The sequence below is a fragment of the Fulvimarina endophytica genome (assembly GCF_003403015.1).
GTDB classification, from domain to species: domain Bacteria; phylum Pseudomonadota; class Alphaproteobacteria; order Rhizobiales; family Rhizobiaceae; genus Fulvimarina; species Fulvimarina endophytica.
The window spans coordinates 132,974-155,038 of sequence record NZ_QURL01000003.1; the positions used below are offsets into that span (position 1 = coordinate 132,974).

Here is a 22,065-nt window from a genome sequence, read left to right on the forward strand (position 1 = left end):
GCGGCTCGAACCATGCGGCCTCGACCGTACCGATCGAAGGACCCATACAGTTCGGCGCAACCGTATGCAACTGTCGCTGTCGGACCCTGCGCCTGCCGGGCTATCGAAGAGACCGGCAGTGATGGGAGGCGGGGATGGACCGGACAGCGTCAGGATGGGGCAGCGGCCTTCTCGGCGTCGTCATCTTCAGCGGCTCGCTTCCCGCCACGCGCATTGCCGTCGGCGGGTTCCCGCCCCTGTTCCTCACCTCGACGCGCGCGGTCATCGCGGCCGTACTGGCGGCCGCGCTCCTTGCCGCCATGCGCCAGGCGCGGCCCCGGGCGGGCGATCTCGTGCCCCTCCTCCTCGTCTCGCTCGGCGTCGTCGCCGGTTTCCCGCTGCTGACGGCACTCGCGCTCCAGCACGTCACCGCGGCCCATTCGATCGTCTTCATCGGGCTCCTTCCCCTCGCCACCGCCGTCTTCGGCGTGGTGCGGGGCGGCGAGCGGCCGAGGCGCGCCTTCTGGGTGTTCTCGATCCTCGGATCCGCGGCGGTGGCGGGCTTTGCCCTCGCCGAGGGCGGCGCGGCCTCCTCCACGGGCGACCTCCTGATGCTCGCCGCCATCCTCCTTTGCGCGCTCGGCTATGCCGAAGGGGCGACCCTGTCGCGCCGGCTCGGCGGCTGGCAGGTCATCTCCTGGTCGCTCCTCCTCTCGGCTCCGGCCATGGCCGTCGTCGCGCTCGCGACCTCGCCGGGGAACTTCGGCCTCGTCACCCTGCCGGAATGGCTGGGCCTTGCCTATGTCTCGGTCTTTTCGATGCTGGTCGGCTTCGTGTTCTGGTATCATGGCCTCGCGCTCGGGGGCATTGCCGGGGTCGGCCAGCTCCAGCTCCTCCAGCCCTTTTTCGGCCTGGCGCTGGCCGGGCTGCTTCTGGCCGAGCCCGTCGCCCCGCAGATGGTCCTCGTCGCGGGGCTCGTCACCCTCTGCGTCTTCGCAGCAAAAAGGTTCGCCCGTTGACCATCGCCACGTCGTCCCACCCGTTTTCCGGCCTCTCCGCTTTTCCCGTCACGCCCGCCGATCAAGACGGCCGCGTCGATGCCGACGCGCTGGCGCGCACGGTCGAGCGCCTCGTCGAGGTGAAGGTGGATTCGATCGGCCTCCTCGGCTCGACGGGCATCTATGCCTATCTTTCGCGAACGGAGCGGCGGCGCGCCGTCGAGGCTGCGGCCGAATGCGCGAAGGGGCGCGTGCCCCTTATCGTCGGCGTCGGCGCGCTGCGGACCGACGAGGCCCTCGATCTCGCGCGCGATGCGGAGGCGGCGGGCGCGGACGCGCTCCTCATGGCGCCGGTCTCCTATACGCCCCTCACCCAGGACGAGGCGTTCGAGCACTACAGGATCGTGGCGGCGGCCTCGGCCCTGCCCTTCTGCATCTACAACAATCCCGGCACCACCCATTTCACCTTCGGCATCGAGCTTCTGGAACGCCTCTCGGCCCTGCCCACCATCCGGGCCGTGAAGATGCCGCTTCCGGCCTCGGGGGACGTGGCCGGGGAGCTGGCGCTCCTCAGGGCCCGCACGGACATGTCCGTCGGCTATAGCGGCGACTGGGGCACGGCCGACGCGATGCTGGCGGGGGCCGACGCCTTCTTCAGCGTCCTCGGCGGTCTCCTGCCGCGACCGGTGCTCGCCCTCCTTCGCGCGGGCAAGGCCGGCGACGAGCGCGAGGCGCGGCGCCTCGACGAGGAGCTGCGGCCGCTCTGGGAGACGTTCAGGGCTTATGGCAGCCTGCGGGTGATCTATGTCCTGCGCGACGCCCTCGGAATGGAACCGGCCGCCCTGCCGCTGCCGCTGCGCCCCCTCGCCCCCGAAGCGAGGGATCGGGTGCTGCGCGCAGCCGAGCCCGTGCTGATGTCCGATACCCGTTAGACGGGGGCGCGGGGATCGACCTCGCGAACCGGGGTGGGACGAGGCCGGCGACATCAAGGAGACGTCTGCCCGGAAGGCCTGGGAAACGGGCCGGGCAGACGCTGACGCTCAGGTCTGAAGCCGAGTGCAAGGCTCGACGACCATCCGCCAGTGGCGATGGAGTGCCGAGATATCGCCACTGGTAAGGAGCGACATGGCCCCTTTCAGATGGTCATCGCTCCAGTTCCACCAGGCAAGTTCCAGAAGCCTCTCGATATCGGCCTCGTCGAACCGCTTGCGGATCGTCCTGGCGGGATTGCCGCCGACAATGGCGTAAGGCTCGACGTCCCGGGCGACCAGAGCCCGCGTGCCGATGACCGCTCCGTCCCCGACTTTGACCCCTGGCATGATGATCGCCTCCGATCCAATCCAGACATCATTGCCGATCACCGTGTCTCCGGCGGGTTCGAAGCCGTTTCGCGCGCCTTCGAAGGCTGCGACCTCCGGCATCCAGTGGAAAGGAAACGTGCTGATCCAGTCGTACCGGTGCCCTTGGTTGCCGGCCATGATGAAGGCCGCGCCCGAACCGATGGAGCAGAAAGACCCGATGACGAGCTTGTCGACGCCCTCGTGCGGGAGGAGGAACCGGGCGCAGTCATCGAAGCCGTGACCGTGATAGTAGCCGGAATAATAGCTGTAGCGCCCCACCCGGATATTGGGATTGGTGACGAGGCGATCGAGCGTGATGCCCTTGAAGGGGCTCTCGAAGACGTTGTGCATGAATGTGTACCGTTTGTTCGCAATCTGCGCATGCGGCTATGGCTCACCCGAAATCCTTGGGGTGAGGGACGGCTGACGATCCGTTGGATCGTTGCCCCAGCTTCCAGCGTCAGGGACGGGGAAGCGCGATGCGGGTGGTTCGATCTGCAAACTTCATCCTGTTAACATGGCCCAGACGGCGGATGATGCCAAGGGCGCCGCAGGCTACGACGAACCCGAATGGCACCAATCGGGAAAGGAGCAGTCTGCACTTGATGTGCCTCCCATGCCCCGCCGCGACCGCGTCTTCTCGGCCGGGGGCCTTCGGATCACGCAAGGAAATCTGCGGACAAAAGTATCGATCAAGCAAATATTCAGGTTTCCTTGCTTTCCCACATCAACAAGATCTTCATTCCGGTCTGCGATCGTGCCGTGTACAACGGAGATGGCAGTAATGCAGCGGGCGATGACAGCATGGTTGGACCGGCAGATCCAGATGGATCTCCACCGGGATTTCAACCTCGCCCGCTTCGCCCTCAGCGTCACGGCGAAGGCCCTCGTCCTCGCATGCACCATCAATGCGCTCGCTCACTGCGCGCTCGAAGCCGCCGGCCTCCTGCCCTATCCTCTCGGCGAGGCCCTCGTCGTCGGCTTCGTGACGACGGCGAAGATCACCGTCGCGGTCACGCTCTTCCTGACGCTGACCATCGGCCAGGCGATCCGCAAGCTCGCGATCCAGCGCAATGCCTTCGAGCATCTGAGCTCGACCGACGCGCTTTCGGGCGTGCGCAACCGGCGCGCCTTCTTCGAGGAATTCGAGGGCGCGACCCAGGACGGCGCGTTGATCCTGATCGATATCGACCGCTTCAAGGCGATCAACGACACCTATGGCCATCCGGCGGGTGACGCGGTCATCGAGGGGGTCGGGCACACGCTCACCGCCGTCTTCGCCGGGCTTCCCGCCATCATCGGGCGGGTCGGCGGCGAGGAATTCGCGGTGTTCCTTCCCGCCATCGCCGGCAGCCGGGCGGATCATGCGGAAGCGGCCCGCGCGGCTGTCGCCGCAATGGTCGTTGCGGGCGTCGAGGGACCGGTCACGGTCAGCCTCGGCGTCGCCGCCTGCCGGCCGGCGCGCCCCGCCATCGAAACCTACGCGGCCGCCGATCGCGCCCTCTATCTCGCCAAGGCCGGAGGGCGCAACCGCACCGCGCGCGAGGCCGATCTTTCAGCGCTGGCACGCCTTCAGGAGCCGCGAGCGGCCGGGGACCCGCCGGGGGACGGCCTGCGCCTCTCCCCGGTCTCCGCCTGAAGAGCCTGAAGGATCGAAGACGGATCCTGCCTCTCCCGGGCCTCGCGACGGGCGGTCTTCGCGACGCCCGAGGGGGCCGTTTCTCAGGCGCCCTGAACGGCGTGTTCGCCGCGCCCTTCCGCCTCTTCGCCGCCGGCCTCGGAACCGGCCCTGGAAACGGCCGCCTGATGGTAGCGGTTCCGGCCCGCCCGCTTGGCGACATAGAGCGCGCCGTCGGCATCCTTGAGAAGGGTCGCGAGATCGTGGCCCGGTCCCGCCGTCGCCCCGCCGATGCTGACGCCGACGAGCACGCTCGTCGCGGCACCGATGGCGATCGGACGGGCATTGGCCCGGATGATCCGATCCGCGATCGCCGCGGCCGCCCGGCTGTCGGTCTTGTGCAGGAGGCAGACGAATTCGTCCCCGCCGATCCGGAACGTCTCGTCCCCCTTACGCACCTCGCCGCTGATGCGTTCGGCGACGATCTTCAGGACATGGTCTCCGGCGGCATGGCCATGCTCGTCGTTGACCGCCTTGAACCGGTCGAGGTCGAGGCACAGCAGCGTCGTGTCGTAGGGGTCGGGATCGTCCGCCTGGCCGGGCCCCTGCGCGAGGAGCCTGTCGAGACGCTTCCGGTTCGCAAGCCCCGTCAGGGGATCGGAATGGGCGATGTCGATCAGCTTGCGCTCGGCTTCGAACTTGCGCATCAGAAGCGCGTTGTTCTGCAGGGTGACGGCGCACAGGCCGATCACCAAAGCGAGCGAGAAGACCGCGAGGAGCCCCATTCCCGGCTGGGGCATGCCGGCCGCCGCAAGGCCGAAGGGGAGGTAGCACAGAAGCATGCAGAGAACCCCGAATCGGGGCGTCGCCGCATTGCGCGTCGAGACGATGCTCACCGTGCCCGCCACGTTGAACGCCGCAAGCATGGCGAGGGGCATCAGGCCGCTCGACAAAGTGAGCGCGGTCCCGATGCCGTAGACGAGGATCCACAGGAGACCGCCGAGGAGGACGATGGCGTGCTCGAATTCCAGATCGTCGGGCGCCACCCGTCCGGCATTGATGCGGCCGATGCCGCGCAGCCGGTAGCCGGTGATGGCGAGATCGACCAGCACCCATGCGATCGGCCATGTGGAGCCCGTCATGGCCGTCGTCATGCCGGCCGTGAACAGCACGGTGAGCGAGCCCATGAGCAGGGGGGCCGACTGGAGATTCGTATTGGTCAGCATCCACGCCCGCTTTTCCGGGGTGTCGTCGCGGGAGGGAGAGGTGAGAATCCGATAGGCGGCGATCAGCCATCGCCCGAGCGAAACCGCGTGCCGTCTGGTGTCCTGTCTCAAACCTTTGCGTGCCTTATGATCGCTTCGCGTGCGTCCGCTGCCGTTTCGTTTCAGGTTATAGTGCGCTCGCGTGAAGGAAATCGGCAACAGGAATAATTACGAAAAAGTGAACAATAGGGCCGAATGATCTTCAGTCCCGGCTACCGATCGGCTTGCCGAGTCCGGCGATCGGCCCGTCCGGACCCTCGAATGATCCGAAGGCCGGGTTCCATCCTCGCTTCCGTACCAGAGCCGGAACGCTACCGGCAGGCCGGTCACGCCGCCGGCAGGTCGAGCCGGGCGCGAAGACCACCGGCGGGGGACGGTCCGAGCGACAGGGAGCCGCCATAGAGCCGGGCGAGATCCTGGGCGATGGCAAGGCCGAGGCCGGAGCCCGACAGGGTCTCGTCGAGGCGCTCGCCGCGCTTCAGCGCCCTTGCGGCATCCTCCGCGCTCATTCCGGGGCCGTCGTCGTCGACGGTGATGGCGAGGACGCCGTCGTAGACGCTCGCCTCGAGGCGCAGACGGCCCCGCGCATGGGTGCAGGCGTTCTCGCCGAGCGGCCCGATCATCTCGGCCAGATCGTCCGGATCGCCGGCAAAGCGCGCATTGGGCGAGACCATGGTCTCCAGCTGCAACCGCCGGGCCTCGATGATCGGGCGAAGGACGAGGAGGATGTCGTCGACCACCGGCCCCACCGGCGCCGCGCCGTTGCGCCGGCGCGCCTCGGCCCTTGCCCGGCCGAGCCGCCTCTCGATGACGCGCTCCATCAGCCGGGCGGCGGGCAGGCCCGAGCCACCTGCCGGCTCGTGGCGCTCCAGCGCGTTGCGGACCACCGAGAGCGGGGTTTTCAGCGCATGGGACAGATCGGCGAGATGGTCGCGGGCCCGGCCGACGACGCTGCGATTGGCGATAAGGAGCGCGTTGATCTCCTCGGCGAGCGGCGCGATCTCGCGATAGGACTGGGGCGGCAGGTCCGCCCGCTCGCCCGCCCGCACCCGGCGCAGGTCGGCGGTGAGGCGGCTGAGGGGCTTCAGCCCGAGATGCACCTGCAAAGCGATCATCGCGGTAAGGCCGATGCCGAGGAAGAGGAAGGCGATCGTCAGGGGACGGATCGCCTCGCCGACCGCCCCGTCGATCTCGGCTTGCGGAGCCGTCACCAGAACCTCGAGCGGTTCGCCGAATTCTGGCGTCGGCACCGAGCGGGACAGGACCAGCAGCGCCTCCCCGTTCGGGCCGGTCCCCCCTTCGGCGTCGAGGCGCGCGCCGGCGAGGGAGGGCGAGGAGAGGACTGGTGAGCCGGCGAAGCCGACCTGCCAGTACCAGCCGGACAAGGGCCGCAGGAAGCGCGCATCGCTCGGCGGATCGGGAAGGGTCAGGGCGCCGGTCGGCGAGACGCGGACGGAGCCGACGAGGGAGAGGAGGTCTTCCCGGAGCTCCGTCCGGTAGCGCTCGGTCACGAAGTCGGAGAGGCCGCGCGTCAGGACAGATCCCGCGCCCGCGAGGGTCGCGAGGATCAGCCCGGCGGCGATGGCGACGAGGCGCAGCTTCAGGGAGCGGCCGGCGCGCCGCGCCCGAAGCGGAGATGCGCCGGGTTCGCGTTCCGTCACGGCGCGCTCAACCGATAGCCCTCGTTGCGGATCGTCTCGATCCGGTCGCGGCCGATCTTCTTGCGCAAGCGGCCGATCACGACCTCGAGGGAGGCGAAGTCGCGCTCGGTGCGATCGTCGTAGACATGGTCGCTGAGTTCCGAGCGCGACACCACGCGTCCGCCGTGATGCATCATGTAGCCGAGGATGCGCGCCTCGAAGGCGGTCAGGCGCAGCGGCATCTCGTCGAGCGTGAAGAGGCCCATCTGGCTGTCGAGGCGCAGCGCGCCGATCTCGATCGCGGGCGTCGCATGGCCGGCGGCGCGCCGCAGGATGGAGCGGCAGCGCACGACGACCTCCTCCATCTGGAACGGCTTCGTCACGTAGTCGTCGGCACCGGCCTTGAACGCCTTCGCCTTGTCGGACCAGCTCGCCCGCGCCGTCAGGACGAGGACCGCGAAGTCCCGGCCCTCCGAGCGCCAGCGGCGCAGGATCTCGACGCCGTCCACGCCGGGAAGGCCGAGATCGAGGATCGCGACGTCGTAGGGGTTGGTCGCGCCGAGGAATTCGCCCTCCCCGCCATCCGCGGCGATGTCGACCGCGAACCCGCTTTCGGCCATGGCCTGCGACAGCTGGGCGGCGAGCGCCGCGTCATCCTCGACGATCAGGCTGCGCATGGCCGCTCACTTGCCCCCGGGCAGCCGGCGGGCATCGACAAAGCCGACGCCGGTCGCCGAGAGATAGTCGCCGGTCTCGGCATCGAGGCGGATCAGGATCAGGGCGCCGGCTTCGGAGAGAAGACGGACGGACCAGACGACGTCCCCGCGCTCGAAGGCGCGGGCCGGAACGAGCTCGATCGAGACGATCTCGCCGCGCCAGCGTTCCTCCGTGAGCCGGATCGCCTCCGCCGCGGTGATCGATCGCGGGGCGGCATGATCCTGAGCCTGCGCCTCGCCCACCCGTGGCGCTGCCGGAGAGGACGCCGGCGGGGCCGCGAGGAGGAGTCCGGGGGATGCGACGGCGCAGACGAGGCCGAGAAGACAGGAGTGGGACAAGCGAGAGATCATGCCGGCATAGATAGGACGGGCGACCCAAACCGAAACCAAACGGATCGTTCGAGGAGGGTTTGGCAGCGCCCCGCTAGAAGGGCGTCATCACGTCGTCCGGGACGAAGCGAACCTTCGGACCGGATGGCGCAGACCGACGAGACATAAGGAAAACCGATGAAACGCCTTCTGACGACCTCCACCGCGGCAGTCCTCGCCCTCGCCGCGACGTCGCCCCTCGCCGCCCAGACCGCGATCGGCTCCCTTGCCGAAAACGCCGGCACAACCATTCGCGGCGAGGTGACGGACGTCTTCGGCAACGAGTTCGTCCTCGCCGACGACAGCGGCCGCGTCCTCGTGGAGACCGGGCCCTCCTGGTATCGCAGCTACGACTTCAAGGTCGGCGAAACGCTGACCGTGACCGGCGAGCCGGACGACGACAACGAGTTCGACGCCTACACGATCGAGCGGCCCGGCGGCGAGACGATCACCATCCGCGAGCGCGGCCAGCGTCCGCCCTGGGCCGGCGGCCGGGATCGGGCCGAACGCCGCGACGTCGACAGGAAGACGGTCGACGAGGTCGTCCAGCGCTTCGAGGGCGACGGCTTCACCAGCGTCCGCTTCGAGGAGAGCGACGGCCCTTATCTCGAATTCAAGGCGCAGAGCGCCGATGGCAAGGCCGTCGAATTCGAGACGCGGCGCAACGGACGCCTCCACAAGATCGATATCGACGACGGCGAGATCGCCCTTTCGGCCTTCCAGACGGTTCTTTCGGCCGACGTCCTCGAAAAGCTGCGCGCGGAAAACCTGGAGCGCATCGAGGAGCTCGAGATCGGCAGGCGCGGAATCGAGGTGGAAGGCTACCGGACCGACGGAAGCAAGGTCGATCTGCGCCTTGCGACCGATGAGCGCCGGGGCGAGCGCCACAAGGAACGCAAGGGCGAGCGTCATGACGAGCGCCATGACGGGCGCAAGGGCGATCGCGACGAAGAGCGCCAGGGCCGCGCCGAGGGTCTGGAGCGCATGATCGAGGAGGCCGGCTACCGGCTGGACGAGGGCGAGACGGCCAATCTGCGCGCCGGAGGCACGGTGCGCGCCGAAAACCCCTTTGACGAGACGGTCGTCCTGCGCATCGACGGCAACGGCGACATCGCCTCCGAACGCGTCGTTCGCTGAGGCGTCACCGCGCGCAAGCACCGAAGCCATGAGGGCAGCCGCATCCGAGCGGCTGCCCTTTCGGCATTTGGCCGAACCGTCGGCCCGGGCGTCGGACCATCCGATGCATCGGCAGGAAACCCCGGCCACGGACCCAATTCCCAAACCGGGACCGTGGCTCAAAAGCCGTGGATACGGGCTTTCGGTCCATTCCCTAAAAGCGGGCCGGCGCAGATCCGGTCAGTTCGGAACGAGCGCTTGCGACAGGCCGGCGACGGAGACGAGCCGGATCGCGGCTTCCGCCTGGCGCAGCACGGCGCGGCGATGCTCGAACTCGGCATCCACCAGAAGGCGCTGGCGCTCCAAGACGTCCGCGAGATCGACGCGGCCCTCGTCGTACTGGGCCTGGAGCGAGGCGAGGACCCGCCGGTTCTCGGCCACCGCCCTTGCGGCGATCGACACCGCGCCCGTCGAGGCGACATGGGTCTGCCAGAGCGTTTCCACCTGAAGCGCCACCTGCCGCGCCTGGTCGCTCGCCCGCCAGCCCGCCGCCTCCGCCTCGCTCTTCAGGCGATCGGCCCGCGCATGGCGCGCGACGTCGAAGATCGGCATGGAGACGGTCACGCCGATCGTATAGGCGTCGTCCGACCGGTGGATGCCGGAGGGGTTGAGGGCGCGGTCGTAGCGCCCGGTGAGGTCGACGCCGGGCAGGAGATCGCCGCGCGCCGCCGAGGCGTCCGCCGTAAGCGCCCGGGTCTCGGCCCGCGAGGCGTTGAGCTGGGAATTGGCCGTCTGGGCCCGCTGCGAAAGCCAGGCCCTGCCCCTGGCGATGAAGGGGCCGACCTTCGGATAGCCGGCCGGGTTCAGCCTGCGTCCGGCAAGGCTCGAAAGGGTGGAGGCCGCGTTGTTCGCTTCGAGGCGCGCGAAGACGACCTCCTGCTCGATCGCGGCGATATCGGCATCGAGACGGGCGATATCGGTGTCGGAGGCATAGCCCTCGCGCTGGCGCGAGACCACCGAGACGCGCATCGCCCGCATGGCGGACGCGGTCCGGTTCAAGGCCTCGGCGGTCTGGCGCGCGGACACAGTCTCGATCCAGGCCTGCATGATGTCGAGGACGAGGCGGTCGCGCACGGCCGATGCCGCCCATCGCGACGAGCCGAGGCGCTCGCGGGCCGCGTCGAGCCGCCACCGCCGCGCCGCGTCGATGAGGCCGACCGAGACCGAGACCCCGCCGACGAATTCCCGCGGCCGGTCGAGACCGTTGCGGTCGTGGCCGAAGGCGTCGTAGCCGAGCGAGACCTCGAGCCTCGGCGTATAGGCGCCCCAGGCCTCGCGCACCGAGGCACCGGCCGCGTCGATCTCGGCCTTGGCGGCCGCGACCACCGGGGCCCGGAACGCCGCATCCCGCAGGACTTCGCTCAAGGGAACCGAGGATGCGGTGACGGGGGCCGGCGCGACCGCCGCGCCCACGGGGGCCGGGGCGGGATCGGCGGGCGCCGGGGCGAGCCGCAGGGCATAGGCGTCGAGGGCGTCGAGATCGCTCGCGGAAACATCGCCTGCCCCCGCGAGAGGTCCTTGCGGGCCGCCCCGGATTCCGCCGGTCGCGAGCCCATCGACCGAAGGCGAACCCTCACCTGCGGTCCCGGTGCCCGAGCCGCGCAGTGGCCAGAGGTCCGGGGCCGGCGCCGACGTCTCACCGGGCGTTGCGGCTGACGGCGCATCGGAGGCCGCGCCGGGTTCCATGCGAGCGCCGTTTCCGGCCACGGACGGGCATGCCGAGAGGGCGACGATGAGGGCGCCAGCCAGAGCGGGGATCAGCCTCGGCGTCATTTCAGCTCCTGGAAGGCGTGCCGATAGCCGTCAATCAGGGGCTGGAAGAGATAGACGAAGAAGGTGCGGGACGGTCCGCTGATGAAGGCGGTGCCCGCCATGCCGGACCGGAGCGTCTCGGGCGCCGAGCCCGGCTCGATCTCGATCCTCGCCGTGTAGAAATGCTCGCCGGTCCGCTCGTCCTCGGTGGTGTCGGCCGACACATAGGCCACCGTGCCACGCAACCGGTCGACGAGGCGCGTGTTGAACGCCGTGAGCTCGATCTTCGCCGGCTGGCCCACCCGCACATGGTCGATATCCTTGGGGAGAAGGCGCGCCTCGAACATCATCCGGTCGTCGTCGCGCACGATCTCGGCCAGCGTCTCGCCGCCGCGCGCCACGCCGCCCGTCGTCGTCAGGTGCGAATTGACGAGCGTGCCGGAGACCGGCGCGGTCAGCCGGCCGAGTTCCAGCGCCCGCTCGGCGGCGGTGATCTGGTCCTCGATCTGGCCGAGTTCGCCGATGACCTCGGTCAGCTGCTCGGCATCCTCGCGGGCCGTCTCGCCGACGAGCCGGCGGCGCTCGGCAACGAGCTCGCCGAGCCGCTCCTGCGCCATGCCGCGCTCGGCGACGAGCCCCGACAGGCGCGAGCGCGCATCGATGAGCTGGTCCTCGCTCTGCCAGACCTCCCGGCGCGCGATATGGCCCGCATCGGCGAGGCGGCGCACCCGTTCGGCCTGGTCGGCATAGATCGCGATCTGGCTTTCAAGGCCCTCGATCCGCTGGTCGAGCCCTTCGCTCTGCGCCTCGGTCGCAGCCGACTGGCGATCGATCGCCTCGAGGCTCGCCTTGAGGCTCACCTCCCCTTCCCGGCGCGCCCGCGACTGTTCGAGGCGAAGCTCGTCGGCAAGCGAGGAGGATGCGAGGACGGCCTGCGTTTCCTCCCCGTCGGTGCCTCGAATCGCCAGGGGCGCGTCCGCATCGCCGCGAAGTTCGGCGCGCAGCCGCTCGTCGATGGCAATGAGGGTCGCCCTTCGGGCCTTCAGCCGCGTGAGGTCGGCGCGCACCGGTGCGGGGTCGAGACGCGCGATGACGTCGCCCGCCTCCACCCGGTCGCCGTTCCTGGCGAGGATCTCGACGACGATCCCCCCGCTCGGATGCTGGACCAGCTGGTTGTAGCCCTCGGAGATCAGCGTGCCGCCGGCGACCACCGAGGAGGAGAGCGGGAAGGTCGCGCCCCAGAGCGTGAACAGGCCGACGCAGACGAGGATCGCCTTGGCGACGCCGCCGAGGATATCCGAGGTTCCGGTCGCGACGTGATCCGCACCGGAGGCGGCCGCGGTATCGGGCGCGGCATCGCGTGCTGAGGCCTCGGTCTTTGCGCCGGGCTCCTCGCCGGGCGCATCCACGCGCGCGATGATCGATCTCAGAAGGGAGGGAACGCCGCCTGTCATCGGTCCTGCCCCACCGCCTTGTCGAGGGGAAGCTGCCCTCTCGGCCCCATATCCGCGATCCTCTCGCGAGGCGCCGGGTTGTCGGTCGGCAGGCGGGGCCGGAACACGGGCTGGCCGACGGGCCCTGTCCTCGGCGCGGCATTGGTAGCGGCATTCGGCGCGAGCGTCCTTGCCTGCGGCGCGGCGGCGCCCGCCGGTTCCTCGACCGCGACCGGCCGCGCCCGCCCGCCGCGAACCATCAGCACCTGGTCGGCCATGCGCACGATCGCCTGCTTCTCGGAGACGACCACGAAGGAGGTGCCGCCCGCGCGCATGGTCTCGATCTCCTTGAGAAGCTGGACCTGGAGATTGGTGTCGAGATGGTTGAAGGGCTCGTCGAGGACCACGAGGCGGGGCTTTCCGATGAGGGCTCGCGCCAGCGCGATGCGTTGCAGGAGGCCGCAGGGGATCTCGCTCTCGGCGCCGCCGACGATCTCCTGATAGCCGCGCGGCAGGGACAGGATCGCCTGATGAGCATTGGCCCGGCCCGCGGCCTCATAGATCGTTGGCATGTCGATATCGCTTCTGAAACGCGCGATATTGGCTGCGATCGTCCCCTGGAAGAGGTTCGGGATCTGCGGCTGGTATCCGGAGATCGAGGCCCACTGGTGGCGCGGATAGCGCATCAGCGGGATGCCATCCATCGTCACCCGGCCCGCATCGGCTTCGGTCGCACCGGCGGCGATGCGGGCGAGAAGGCTCTTGCCGCCCCCCGACGGGCCGATGAGGACGAGCAGCTTGCCGGGCGCGAGTTCGATATCGACCGCGTCGAGAACCGGATGATGGCCGCTCGTGCGGTGGTCGACCCGGATCTGGGTCAGATGCAGGACGCCCTTCGGATCGGCGAGATCGGGCAGTGTTCGCGGCGTCTCGCGCTTGGCGACGAGGGCCTCGACGTTTCCATAAGCCGCGCCCGCGCGCACCAGCTGGTCCCATCCGCCGATGATCGCGTCGATCGGTGCGAGCGCGCGGCCCGACACCATGGAGGCGAGGAAGATCAGGCCGCCGCTCATCGAGCCTTGGAGAACGAGCCATCCGCCGAGCGCCATCACCAGAACCTGGATCGCGAGCCGCAGGGTCCGGCTCGCGGCGGCGAAGGGCGATGCGACCTCGTTCGCCTCCTCGGCGGCGTTAAGGCTCGCGGCGGTCTTCTTCGTCCAGGCATCCATCAGCGTGTGGATGAGGCCCATGGCGCGCACGTCCTCGGCGCGCTGGAAGACCGACTGGGCAAATCCCGTGGCGTCGCCTTCCGCCTTCTGGGAGGCGAGACGGGTCTTGCTGGTGGCGAGCGAATTCAGCCAGGCGAGAAACACGATCGCAAGGATGCCGACGGCGCCCAGAAGCCCAATCGACCAGTGAACCATGGCAAGGAGCACGAGATAGACCGGCACGAAGGGAAGATCGAAGCAGGCGGTGAGGATCTTCGATCCGATGAACTGCCGCACGGTCGCAAAGTCCCGGATCGCCGAGACGCGCACGGCCGAGCCGCGATTGGCCTGGGCGAGTTCGGCGAACAGCAGCTGGCTGCGGCGCATGGTGTAGTCGGCGGCGAGCCGGCTGGCGACGCGGCTTCGCACGAATTCGCACAGACCGTAGAGCGCGAGGACGACGAGGGCGGCGAGCGTCACGCCCACGAGCGTCGCGACGCTGCCCGAGGAGAGCACCCGGTCGTAGATCTGCAGCATGTGCAGGGAGGGCGCCAGAACCGCGACATTGGCGAGGATCGTGAACAGCACGAGCGCCCGCCGATGGGGTTTGGGGATCTCGCCCAAGAGTTTCAGAATTGCCGACATCATGCACTCCGTCCTTCCCGAAGGTTAGGACGCGTTGGTTAACGCCCGGCAAAGAGAGGCGGTCCGGCGGCGATTTCCGGCCCCTCCGGTAGCGATTCACCCTCCGTTCACCTCTCTGAAAGCCCGGACGGGCCATGATCGGGAAAGCCCGCGCGCAGCGCGCCCTGCATGCGCAATCTCATCTTTCGTTGCAGATCGCGGGCCGGGCATCGGCAGGTCGCAAAAACCATCGAGGGATCGGGGATCGTCATGAGCCGCCATCATCCGGGCATCGTCACGCTCGCCTGCGCCGCAGCGCTTCTCGCCTCGGCCGTGAGCGCGGGCGCCCATGCGAGCGATGCCTTCGCGCATTTCGAGCTGCGCCTCGGCCTCGAAGCCGGCGCGGGCGCGGGTGCCGCGAGCGCGCTCGCCCTCGCCCTCCCCTTCGGCCTGCCGCCGCTGGAGGCGCGGACGATCCTGCGCGCGCTACATCTCCTCGGCCTCTGCGCCGGTCTCGGCAGCGTGATCGTTCTCGACGTCCTGCTCGCGCGCGCGGTGCTGCGCGGCCGCTTCGAGATGCGCAACGCCAACATGCTCGTCATCCTCGCGCGGGTGACGGGGGCGGGCCTTCTGGCGCTGTGGGTCTCGGGTCTCGGATTCCTGGCGCTCTACTGGTTCGACCAGCCGGCCCTTCTCGACAATCCGAAGATCCTCGCAAAGGTGGTCATCGTCGCCGTCCTGACGATCAACGGCATCCTTCTCCACGCCTATTGCCTGCCGCGCTTCGAGGAACGGTTGTCGGAAGAGCCGCTCCTGTCCATGCCGGCCGGGCTGCGAACCTCCATGATCGCGGTCGCGACCATCTCGGCCGTCTCGTGGTACGCGGCCTTCGGCCTCGGGCTCGCGCGGGAGTTCAACGGCCGGGTGCCGGCGCAGACGCTGCTGTCCCTCTGGGCCCTTTCGACGATGGCCGCCTTCCTCCTCGCCTGGCTCGCCATGGCGGTCCTGGAGCGCCACCGGCGGCGCGGGCGCAAGGGACCGGGACGAGGGCCGGGGCCGGGGCCGGGACCGCGCATCGCCCCGTCCGCCTGAACGGGCGACACAAGGGCAGAGGCCCGAGGCTTCCTTCCGCCAGACGCCGCCGGCCCCCGGCGCGGTTTGGCGCGGCGCGCCACCCGTTCGCCGAACCAATTCCATGAATCGAAATGCGGGCGAAACCGGTTCCGCCCGCATTCCTTGGGAGAGATCCAGCCGTCAGGCGGCGACGTGGTCGTGGGCAGGAGCGAGATCGAACGGCGCGGCGTCGCCGGTATCGGCATCGACCGAGCCCTCGTCCGCAAAGTTCAGATCGGCGAAGGCCACCGCGTCGAGGCTTCCGGCCGAGGTGTCGAGCGGCAGGGCCGTCCCGTCGATCGTCAGGTGGATCGTCGCCGACGCGGTCCCGCCCTCGCCGTCCGAGATCGTGTAGGAGATCTGGTCGTCCACCTGGGAGCCCCGTTCGAGGGACTTCAGTTCCACCGAGACCGTCGGATCGTAGTCGACGCTGTCGAACACCCCGTCGCCCGTCGTATCGCGCAGGCGAACCGCGGCACCGCGCGCGCTGAAGGCGTCGATGGAGACGACCTGGATCGGATCGCCGTCGGGATCGGTGTCATTGTAGAGCATGAAGCCCGTTTCGCCGGTCACCGCCTCGTCTGCGGCGAGCGAGAACCACAGGTGGTCGTCGTTTGCGACCGGCGCCTCGTTCGCCACGTCCGCACCCGGCTCCGCCACGCCGTCGATCGTGAGGTCGACGCGGGCCGTCGCCGTGCCGCCCTTGCCGTCCGAGATCGTGTATTCGACGACGTCGTCGATCTGACTGCCGCGCGACAGGGCCGAAAGCTCGGCCGAGACGGTCGGATCGTAGTCGATGGCATCGAAGACGCCGTCGCCATTGGTATCGCGCAGCTTGACCGCCGCGCCCCGCGCGCTGAAGGCCGAGACGGAGACGACCTGAAGCGGGTCGCCGTCGGGATCGGTGTCGTTGAAGAGCATGAAGGCGGTCTCGCCGGTAACGGCCTCTCCCGCGCTCAGGGAGAACCAGAGCGCATCACCCTTGGCCACCGGCGCGGCGTTCCCGGCCACCGGCGGTTCGGGGTCGGGCGTGCCGCCCCCGTCGCGCGAGACCACCGAGAGGACCGTGTCCATGGTCATCTGGAATTTCGGCCCTGAGAAGTAGACCGCTTCCACATTCAGCATGATCTTGGTCTCGGCAGCCGGCGAGGTCACGTTGCGCAGGACGACGCTTCCATCGGTCCCGACGCTGACCCGGTAGTCGTCGGGAGAGCCCGAGACCATGACGGTGTCGAAACCGGCCCGCCCGTCGATCCGGTCGACGCCTTTGGTCTCGCCGAAGCGGTCGTGGCCCGCCGTCCCGGTGAGACTCTCGTCCTTGGGCGAGCCGAAGAAAAACTCGCCGGTCTTGCGGCTTCCGCTGCCGAAGAAGGTGTGGAGCCCGGCATCGACGTCGATATCCAGCACCTCGCCGATGAGCGGCGTGTCGGCACCCCAGTTCGAGCGGCCGACGAGCTCGCTCGTGCGGTCGACATCGGCGGGCACGACCCCCTCGCCCATGGCGATCTGAGCGAAGTCCTTGTAGATCCGCATCACGCCGCCGGCATCGACGGTGGCCGCCCAGACGGCGGTCTCGCCTTCGACGATGGCGTTCTTCGCCACCACCTGATGGGGGACGCCGTCCTTCCAGATCTCGAAGGCAATGTCATTGGTGCGGCCGAGCTGGCCCATCCAGACATTGTCCGCGCCCACGCCGTTGCCGAAGTCGAACAGGCGCTGGAACTCGCCGCCGGCGACATCGTCGAAGCGCGCGACGACCGTCGCGGTGAAGACACCGTCGATCGCATAGGCCGTCGGCTCGGGTCCCGGCTCCGGTTCGGTCACGGGCGGGGAGACCGGCGGGGTCACCGGCGGCTCCTTGGCCCCGTCCGCGACCGCGAATTCGATCACGGTGCGGCCGCGCGCGGCGGGCGCGTCGTCCACATCGTTCCACAACCCGTCCGGCCGCATCTCGGCGAAGTCCTCGCTGCCACCATAATCGTTCGGCTCGCCCGGTGCGAAGTTCAGATAGCCCGCGGCCTTGCCCGAGCCGTTCTGCCAAACGCCCTCGGTCACCGCATCGCTGAGGCCGAGCCAGATCCGGTCCTCGCCGCCGAAGGTCTTGTGGACGAAGGCGTTCTCCTCGGCGCTGCCGATCTCCACCAGCTTGCCGCCCATCCGTTCGGCCTCGGCCTTGGCCTCGAAATAGCCGAGCCCCGGCGTACCCTCCGCATAGATCTTGTCGCCGAACCGGATGCTCTCCTCGCCGAAGACGAGGGCGGAAGCTTCGAGCGTGTCGCCGGCCCGGGCCTGGGTCAGATCGGTGAGGGAGACGGAGACCTTCTCCATCGCGCTCTTCACGTCGGCAGCGGCGACGCTCACGACGATCTCGGCCCCGCGCCCGCCCGCCGGAATGATCAGCTCGGACGGACCCGTGCCGCCGGCGATCGCGATCTTCGCGGTCACGACGCTCGGCGCGGCCTGGTCGAGGGCGACGCGGAAGACGAGGTCGACGCTCTCGCCGTCGCCGGCCTGCGCATTGCCCGTCGCCGCGATCGAGATCTTCGGCAGGCCGATATGGACGTATTCGGGCAGGTCGCCCTCGTTCACGGTCTCGAGGAAGCGGACCATGCCGTGAAGGGGGGTGTCCTGGGTCCAGTTGGACTGGCCGATGAGATTGGAGACGCGGTCGACGTCGCGCGGCACGGCGCCCTGGCCTTCGGCGACGAGAACGTCGTTCTTCCACATCTTCATGTAGCCGCTGTCGCTGACGGAGACCGACCATTTCGCGGTCTCGCCCTCGACGAGCGCGTTCGGCGCGACGATCCGGTGGCCCTCATTGCCGACGAAGATCTCGAACTGCATATCGCGGGAGACGCCGACCTGCGACAGGAGGACGTTGTCCTGCGCCGCGCCGTTGCCGAAGTCGAAGACGCGCTGCCAGGGTCCGGCGTCCAGATCGTCGAACCGGGCTTCCACCGTCAGGTCGAAGGGGCCGTCGATCGGATCCTTGTCGATGCCGTAGACTTCGAGCCGCGCATCCCCCGGCAGGATCGGATCGGTCGCGACCACCGGCGCCATGTCGACGCCGAGCATCGCCGCCATGGAGGGGACGTTCTTGTCGTCGAGGACGAACATCATCCAGGAGCCCGGCAGCATGCTCGCGCCGGCGGGCTGGACCTCGATCGTCGTCGCGTCGACGACCCGGAAGTCGAGCTCCAGGAAGCGCGTGTCGGAATTCGTCGCATGGGTCGAGGCGCCGGTGCGCTGGGCCGTGATGCGCGCGATGTCGGAGGTGTCGTCGACGGTGATCGTGAAGCTCGCGGCCGCCTCGATATTGCGCGGCGCATCCGTGATCTCGGGCCGCCTGGCGAGTTCCCCGTCCTCGCCGTAGAAATAGCTCGGCGCGTAGAACTCGACATTGGTGTTGATGAGCGGGCCGGGCGCGCCGCCGCCGCCGACCCAGACCGTCCCGTTCGGCAGCATCGCATAGCTCGAATGGTAGAGATGGGCGACGGCCGAGCCAGGGCCGCTCTCGATCTCGTTGGTCTCCGGGTCCCAGATCTTGATGGAATCGTCGGCGGTCGCAAGATCGTTGGGTCGTGCCGAGCCGCCCGCGATGAGGACGCGGCCGTCGGGCAGCATGACCATGCCGGCATCGTGACGCGGGGTGTTCAGGTCCACGACCTTGGTGAAGCCCAGCCAGGAGGCGTTGAGGTCCATGGTGTAGAGATCGCCGTCCTCCTTGAGGACGAGGACCTTGTCTTCCCGGTACATGATGGCCGCACTGTCGATGCCGAGGTCGAACTCGACCTGTCCGACCCGTTCGCTGGAGCCGGTGCCCTCGGTGCCGATCGCGAAGACGCCGCCTTCCTTGGACATGACGATGACCTTGCCATCGCTCCTGACGAAGATCTTCGGATACCAGAAGTCGATCTCGACCTTGGCGTCCCACAGGACGCGGGGCCCGGTCACCGGATTGTAAATCTCCGGGATGTCGTCTCCGCCGCCGGCCCCGCCGACGATGAAGATCTCACCGTTCGGCAGCGTCACGGAGGAGCCGTACCACCGGTCGAAATGCATGTCGCCGGCTTCGGCATTGCGCAGCGTCTGGGTCTGGTAGTCGAAGATCACGACGTCGTTGACGGCGGTGTTGACCCACCCGCCCTCGCCGCGCGCATCGCCGCCCAGGATGATGACGTTTCCGGTCACCGGATCGAGCGACATGTTGGAGCAGAAGATGTCGACGCCGGTCGTGTTCGGCAGGATCTTGTCGACGCCGGTGGTGGGGTCGTAGAGGCTGTAGACGAACTGGCCGGTCTGGGCGCCCGCCTCGTTGCTTCCGAAGCTCAGGACCTTTCCGTCCGGCAGCACCATGGCGTGGATCGGGATGACGCCGAGGGACTGGACCTGGCTCCATTCGCCGTCGCCCTCGGCATCCTTGGGCGAGAACCGCGTCTCCGAATTCTCCCCGGCGATCTTCTCGCCCGTCGCGGTCAGGGTGTCGCAGAAGCAGCGAACCTCGCCGGTCGTCGCGCAGGGGCTTCCCTGATAGGCCGGATCGAGTTCGGTGACATTGCCGTAATTGGCGATCTTCAGGTTGAGGACGAGACCGGAGAGGTCGGCATTCGCCGGATCGCTCGACTGGCCGACGAGATGGCTCTCGCGCACCACGTCCGCCGGAAGCACGGCGTCGCCCTTCGCGCCCTCCACGAGAAGCTGCTGGTTCTTGGCGATGCGCATCACGCCGGTCGGATCGATGCCGACGCGCCAGGTCGCCGTCTCGCCCTCCACGATCGCGTTTTCGGCGACCACCCGGTACTCGGCGCCGGCGCGCATGATGACGAATTCGATGGCGTTCGTGTCGCCCACCTGGGAGAGACGGATATTGTCGACGCCGTTGCCGTTGTTGAAGTCGAACAGCGTCTGGCCGGGGCCCGCGCTCAGATCGTCGAACCGGGCATCGACCGCGAGCGCGAAGGCGCCGGTGATCTGCTCCTGGTCGATGGTGGACTGAATGACATTGGCCATGATCAAGGACTTTCTGAAATGACGGACGCGGCTGAAAGGGGCGGTCGGCGATGGTCAGGGGCGCGAGCGCCCCGGCGATGGCGGATGAGGGATCGCAGGCGCGATCAGGCGGCAGCGGCCTCAAGTGCGGCGCCCGTCCGCGAACCGGACTTCGAGGCCGGATGGAGGAGCGTGCCCGCGAGCATCACCGTCAGGCCGAGAAGCGCGAGGGGACAACCGGTGCAATGGGCGCCGCCGGCAAGATGAGCGGCAAGGAGAGGAAGCGAGGCGATGTCGCCGCAGACATCCAGGCCGGCCATGGCCGAGGCGGCGATCTGCGACAGGCCGGCAAGCGTCGCAAGGGCGCCGAGGCCGATCGCACCCGATGCGAACGGAGCTTTGGCGAAGACAGCGGACATCGACATGAAGGTTCCCTTACGTTCAATCGACAAGTCCGGACGACGAAGAGCGCGACGAGACATGTCTTTGGGTCGGTTATTCTTTTGACGGCAAGGACCGGCCCGAGGCAAGGAAAGTCGTTCCGCATGGTAAATCTGCGTCACGACTGATAATATTGTGAGAACTTGAGATAAATTCGCGCGACAGGGTTTGCAAATCCTGAATCGAACGCTCCGGCAGGGCCGCTCGATGACCGCTCGGTGGCCGCTTGATGGCTACTGAAGCGCCGTGACGGGATCGAACACGGAGCGGGCGGAACCCGGCTCGCCGAGTGCCCGCGCTCGTCGCAATCAGATAGGCCGGGTTGCCGCGATGATGGTTGCGGCGGCGAGGATCACCCGGCGGGCCGCCGGTGCGTCAGCCGCGCACGATGTCCCGCTCATGGGTCGCCAGGACCTCGACCCGGTCGCCGACATCCAGCCGGCCTTCCCCGCGCGGGACCGCGTTCCAGCCGAACAGGACGCCCGGAACCCTCCGGTCGGCCGACATGCGGGTCTCGCGCAGGATGCGCAGCGGCTCCTCGCCGGCAAAAGCCCCGTCCATCTGGTCGACGGTCGTCACCGTGCAGCGGGCGCAGGGCTTGACGAGATCGAGCACCACGCCGCCGATGCGGATCGCGCTCCACCCGTCCTCGCGCCAGGCCTCGGCCTCGTCGATCACGAGGTTCGGGCGGAAGCGGCTCATGGGAACAGGATCGAGACCGTCATAGACGAGCCGCGAATTGAGGTCCCTCAGGGAGGCCGTGGTCGCGATCAGGATCGGATAGCCGTCGGCGAGCGAGACCGGGCTCTCGTCCGGCGCGAAATCGGGATCGGCGAGGCGCTCCACCCGGTCCTGATAGACGAGCCGGAGATCGCGCCCGAACCAGCGCGCGATCGCCCCTTGCGTCTCGGGATCGGCCAGCGCCACGTCCACCGCGTCGCGCCAGATGCGGGCGGTGAGGCGCTCGGAGCCGTCCGGAAAGGGCACGAAGCGCTCGCCCGTCTCGCCGAAGACGAGGATCAGCCCGTCCTCGGTCATCTCGGCTTCGAGCCTTGCCAGCGCCGGCATCTGCCTCTGGGTCACGAACTTGCCGTCCGCATCGACCAGCATCCAGCGCCGGTCGCCGAGAAGGCCCTCGCGTGAAAGCTCCGCGGCCTCCAGCGACACCGAACGTCCACCCTTGACCGGATGGACATGGATCGATCCGAGCTGCATCAAACGCCTCGTCCTCTCTTCGCCTTCGCCCGTCTTCTCGCCCCGCAGGCCCCTTTGGCGCAAGGGCTAAGCCCGCCTCATCTGGCGCGGTGTCCTGCCCGGTGATATGATCGCCTCCGGAGCGCCGGATGAGATGCGCCTTCGTCCTTTACGCGATTTCGGACGAAGCGCTCGGCGGTCGGTTCGAAA

At 68.6% G+C, this 22,065-nt stretch carries 16 protein-coding genes; 5 read left to right on the forward strand and 11 right to left on the reverse strand.

From position 1 onward, the window contains the following. The first annotated feature begins 134 nt into the window (after positions 1–134). Complete coding sequence (locus tag DYI37_RS20265) at positions 135–998, forward strand: DMT family transporter (protein WP_116682551.1); 864 nt, start codon at positions 135–137, stop codon at positions 996–998. After that, positions 995–1,909, forward strand: a complete 915-nt coding sequence (locus tag DYI37_RS07175) for a dihydrodipicolinate synthase family protein (protein WP_245413818.1) — start codon at positions 995–997, stop codon at positions 1,907–1,909. Before DYI37_RS20265 ends, DYI37_RS07175 begins: the two co-directional genes overlap by 4 nt. A 108-nt stretch (positions 1,910–2,017) precedes the next feature. Here the strand turns inward: DYI37_RS07175 and catB are convergent, their stop codons facing one another. Further along, entirely contained in the window at positions 2,018–2,668 is a 651-nt protein-coding gene (catB, locus tag DYI37_RS07180; protein WP_116682553.1) for a type B chloramphenicol O-acetyltransferase, read from the reverse strand. Between the two features lie 445 nt (positions 2,669–3,113). Here catB and DYI37_RS07185 point away from each other — a divergent pair, with 445 nt between their 5' ends. Next, a complete protein-coding gene (locus DYI37_RS07185; protein ID WP_158555104.1) occupies positions 3,114–3,956 on the forward strand; it encodes a GGDEF domain-containing protein in 843 nt (280 codons plus the stop codon). An 83-nt stretch (positions 3,957–4,039) separates the two neighbouring features. Here the strand turns inward: DYI37_RS07185 and DYI37_RS07190 are convergent, their stop codons facing one another. The 4 genes from DYI37_RS07190 to DYI37_RS07205 form a co-directional block, all read right to left on the reverse strand. Further along, positions 4,040–5,161 (reverse strand): GGDEF domain-containing protein, encoded by a 1,122-nt coding sequence (locus DYI37_RS07190; RefSeq protein ID WP_116682555.1) that lies wholly within the window; start codon positions 5,159–5,161, stop codon positions 4,040–4,042. Positions 5,162–5,526: 365 nt separating this feature from the next. After that, on the reverse strand, positions 5,527–6,861 hold the full coding sequence (locus tag DYI37_RS07195) for a sensor histidine kinase (protein WP_116682556.1): 1,335 nt from the start codon (positions 6,859–6,861) through the stop codon (positions 5,527–5,529). Continuing rightward, on the reverse strand, positions 6,858–7,517 hold the full coding sequence (locus tag DYI37_RS07200; RefSeq protein WP_116682557.1) for a response regulator transcription factor: 660 nt from the start codon (positions 7,515–7,517) through the stop codon (positions 6,858–6,860). The genes DYI37_RS07195 and DYI37_RS07200 overlap by 4 nt, the downstream gene beginning before the upstream one ends. Before the next feature lie 6 nt (positions 7,518–7,523). Beyond that, complete coding sequence (locus tag DYI37_RS07205; protein WP_147307892.1) at positions 7,524–7,895, reverse strand: PepSY domain-containing protein; 372 nt, start codon at positions 7,893–7,895, stop codon at positions 7,524–7,526. Between the two features lie 168 nt (positions 7,896–8,063). Between DYI37_RS07205 and DYI37_RS20125 the strand changes: the two genes are divergently transcribed. Continuing rightward, complete coding sequence (locus tag DYI37_RS20125; protein WP_199520103.1) at positions 8,064–9,062, forward strand: hypothetical protein; 999 nt, start codon at positions 8,064–8,066, stop codon at positions 9,060–9,062. Positions 9,063–9,281: 219 nt separating this feature from the next. Here the strand turns inward: DYI37_RS20125 and DYI37_RS07215 are convergent, their stop codons facing one another. From DYI37_RS07215 to DYI37_RS07225, 3 genes are read right to left on the reverse strand one after another with little or no spacing between them, the layout of a single operon-like run. Beyond that, positions 9,282–10,874: a TolC family protein gene (locus DYI37_RS07215; RefSeq protein WP_116682559.1), complete on the reverse strand. Its 1,593-nt coding sequence runs from the start codon at positions 10,872–10,874 to the stop codon at positions 9,282–9,284. Further along, positions 10,871–12,307: an HlyD family type I secretion periplasmic adaptor subunit gene (locus DYI37_RS07220; protein ID WP_116682560.1), complete on the reverse strand. Its 1,437-nt coding sequence runs from the start codon at positions 12,305–12,307 to the stop codon at positions 10,871–10,873. Before DYI37_RS07220 ends, DYI37_RS07215 begins: the two co-directional genes overlap by 4 nt. Continuing rightward, positions 12,304–14,142, reverse strand: a complete 1,839-nt coding sequence (locus DYI37_RS07225) for a type I secretion system permease/ATPase (RefSeq protein WP_116682561.1) — start codon at positions 14,140–14,142, stop codon at positions 12,304–12,306. Before DYI37_RS07225 ends, DYI37_RS07220 begins: the two co-directional genes overlap by 4 nt. A gap of 246 nt (positions 14,143–14,388) precedes the next feature. On the opposite strand from DYI37_RS07225, the gene DYI37_RS07230 reads away from it, so the two are divergent. After that, positions 14,389–15,210: a hypothetical protein gene (locus tag DYI37_RS07230; protein WP_147307893.1), complete on the forward strand. Its 822-nt coding sequence runs from the start codon at positions 14,389–14,391 to the stop codon at positions 15,208–15,210. A 162-nt stretch (positions 15,211–15,372) separates the two neighbouring features. Here DYI37_RS07230 and DYI37_RS07235 read toward each other — a convergent pair whose 3' ends face one another. From DYI37_RS07235 to DYI37_RS07245, 3 genes are all read right to left on the reverse strand, one after another. Beyond that, a complete protein-coding gene (locus DYI37_RS07235; RefSeq protein ID WP_116682563.1) occupies positions 15,373–20,241 on the reverse strand; it encodes an Ig-like domain-containing protein in 4,869 nt (1,622 codons plus the stop codon). Between the two features lie 104 nt (positions 20,242–20,345). Further along, positions 20,346–20,645 (reverse strand): hypothetical protein, encoded by a 300-nt coding sequence (locus DYI37_RS07240; RefSeq protein WP_116682564.1) that lies wholly within the window; start codon positions 20,643–20,645, stop codon positions 20,346–20,348. 391 nt (positions 20,646–21,036) lie between these two features. Beyond that, complete coding sequence (locus DYI37_RS07245; RefSeq protein WP_116682565.1) at positions 21,037–21,876, reverse strand: MOSC domain-containing protein; 840 nt, start codon at positions 21,874–21,876, stop codon at positions 21,037–21,039. Between the last annotated feature and the right edge of the window lie 189 nt (positions 21,877–22,065).

Coding starts and splice junctions, on each gene's coding strand:
- DYI37_RS20265 (WP_116682551.1), top strand. CDS start 135: ATGGACCGGACAGCGTCAGGATGGGGCAGCGGCCTTCTCGGCGTCGTC.
- catB (WP_116682553.1), bottom strand. CDS start 2,668: ATGCACAACGTCTTCGAGAGCCCCTTCAAGGGCATCACGCTCGATCGC.
- DYI37_RS07185 (WP_158555104.1), top strand. CDS start 3,114: ATGACAGCATGGTTGGACCGGCAGATCCAGATGGATCTCCACCGGGAT.
- DYI37_RS07190 (WP_116682555.1), bottom strand. CDS start 5,161: ATGCTGACCAATACGAATCTCCAGTCGGCCCCCCTGCTCATGGGCTCG.
- DYI37_RS07200 (WP_116682557.1), bottom strand. CDS start 7,517: ATGCGCAGCCTGATCGTCGAGGATGACGCGGCGCTCGCCGCCCAGCTG.
- DYI37_RS20125 (WP_199520103.1), top strand. CDS start 8,064: ATGAAACGCCTTCTGACGACCTCCACCGCGGCAGTCCTCGCCCTCGCC.
- DYI37_RS07215 (WP_116682559.1), bottom strand. CDS start 10,874: ATGACGCCGAGGCTGATCCCCGCTCTGGCTGGCGCCCTCATCGTCGCC.
- DYI37_RS07220 (WP_116682560.1), bottom strand. CDS start 12,307: ATGACAGGCGGCGTTCCCTCCCTTCTGAGATCGATCATCGCGCGCGTG.
- DYI37_RS07225 (WP_116682561.1), bottom strand. CDS start 14,142: ATGATGTCGGCAATTCTGAAACTCTTGGGCGAGATCCCCAAACCCCAT.
- DYI37_RS07230 (WP_147307893.1), top strand. CDS start 14,389: ATGAGCCGCCATCATCCGGGCATCGTCACGCTCGCCTGCGCCGCAGCG.
- DYI37_RS07235 (WP_116682563.1), bottom strand. CDS start 20,241: ATGGCCAATGTCATTCAGTCCACCATCGACCAGGAGCAGATCACCGGC.
- DYI37_RS07240 (WP_116682564.1), bottom strand. CDS start 20,645: ATGTCGATGTCCGCTGTCTTCGCCAAAGCTCCGTTCGCATCGGGTGCG.
- DYI37_RS07245 (WP_116682565.1), bottom strand. CDS start 21,876: ATGCAGCTCGGATCGATCCATGTCCATCCGGTCAAGGGTGGACGTTCG.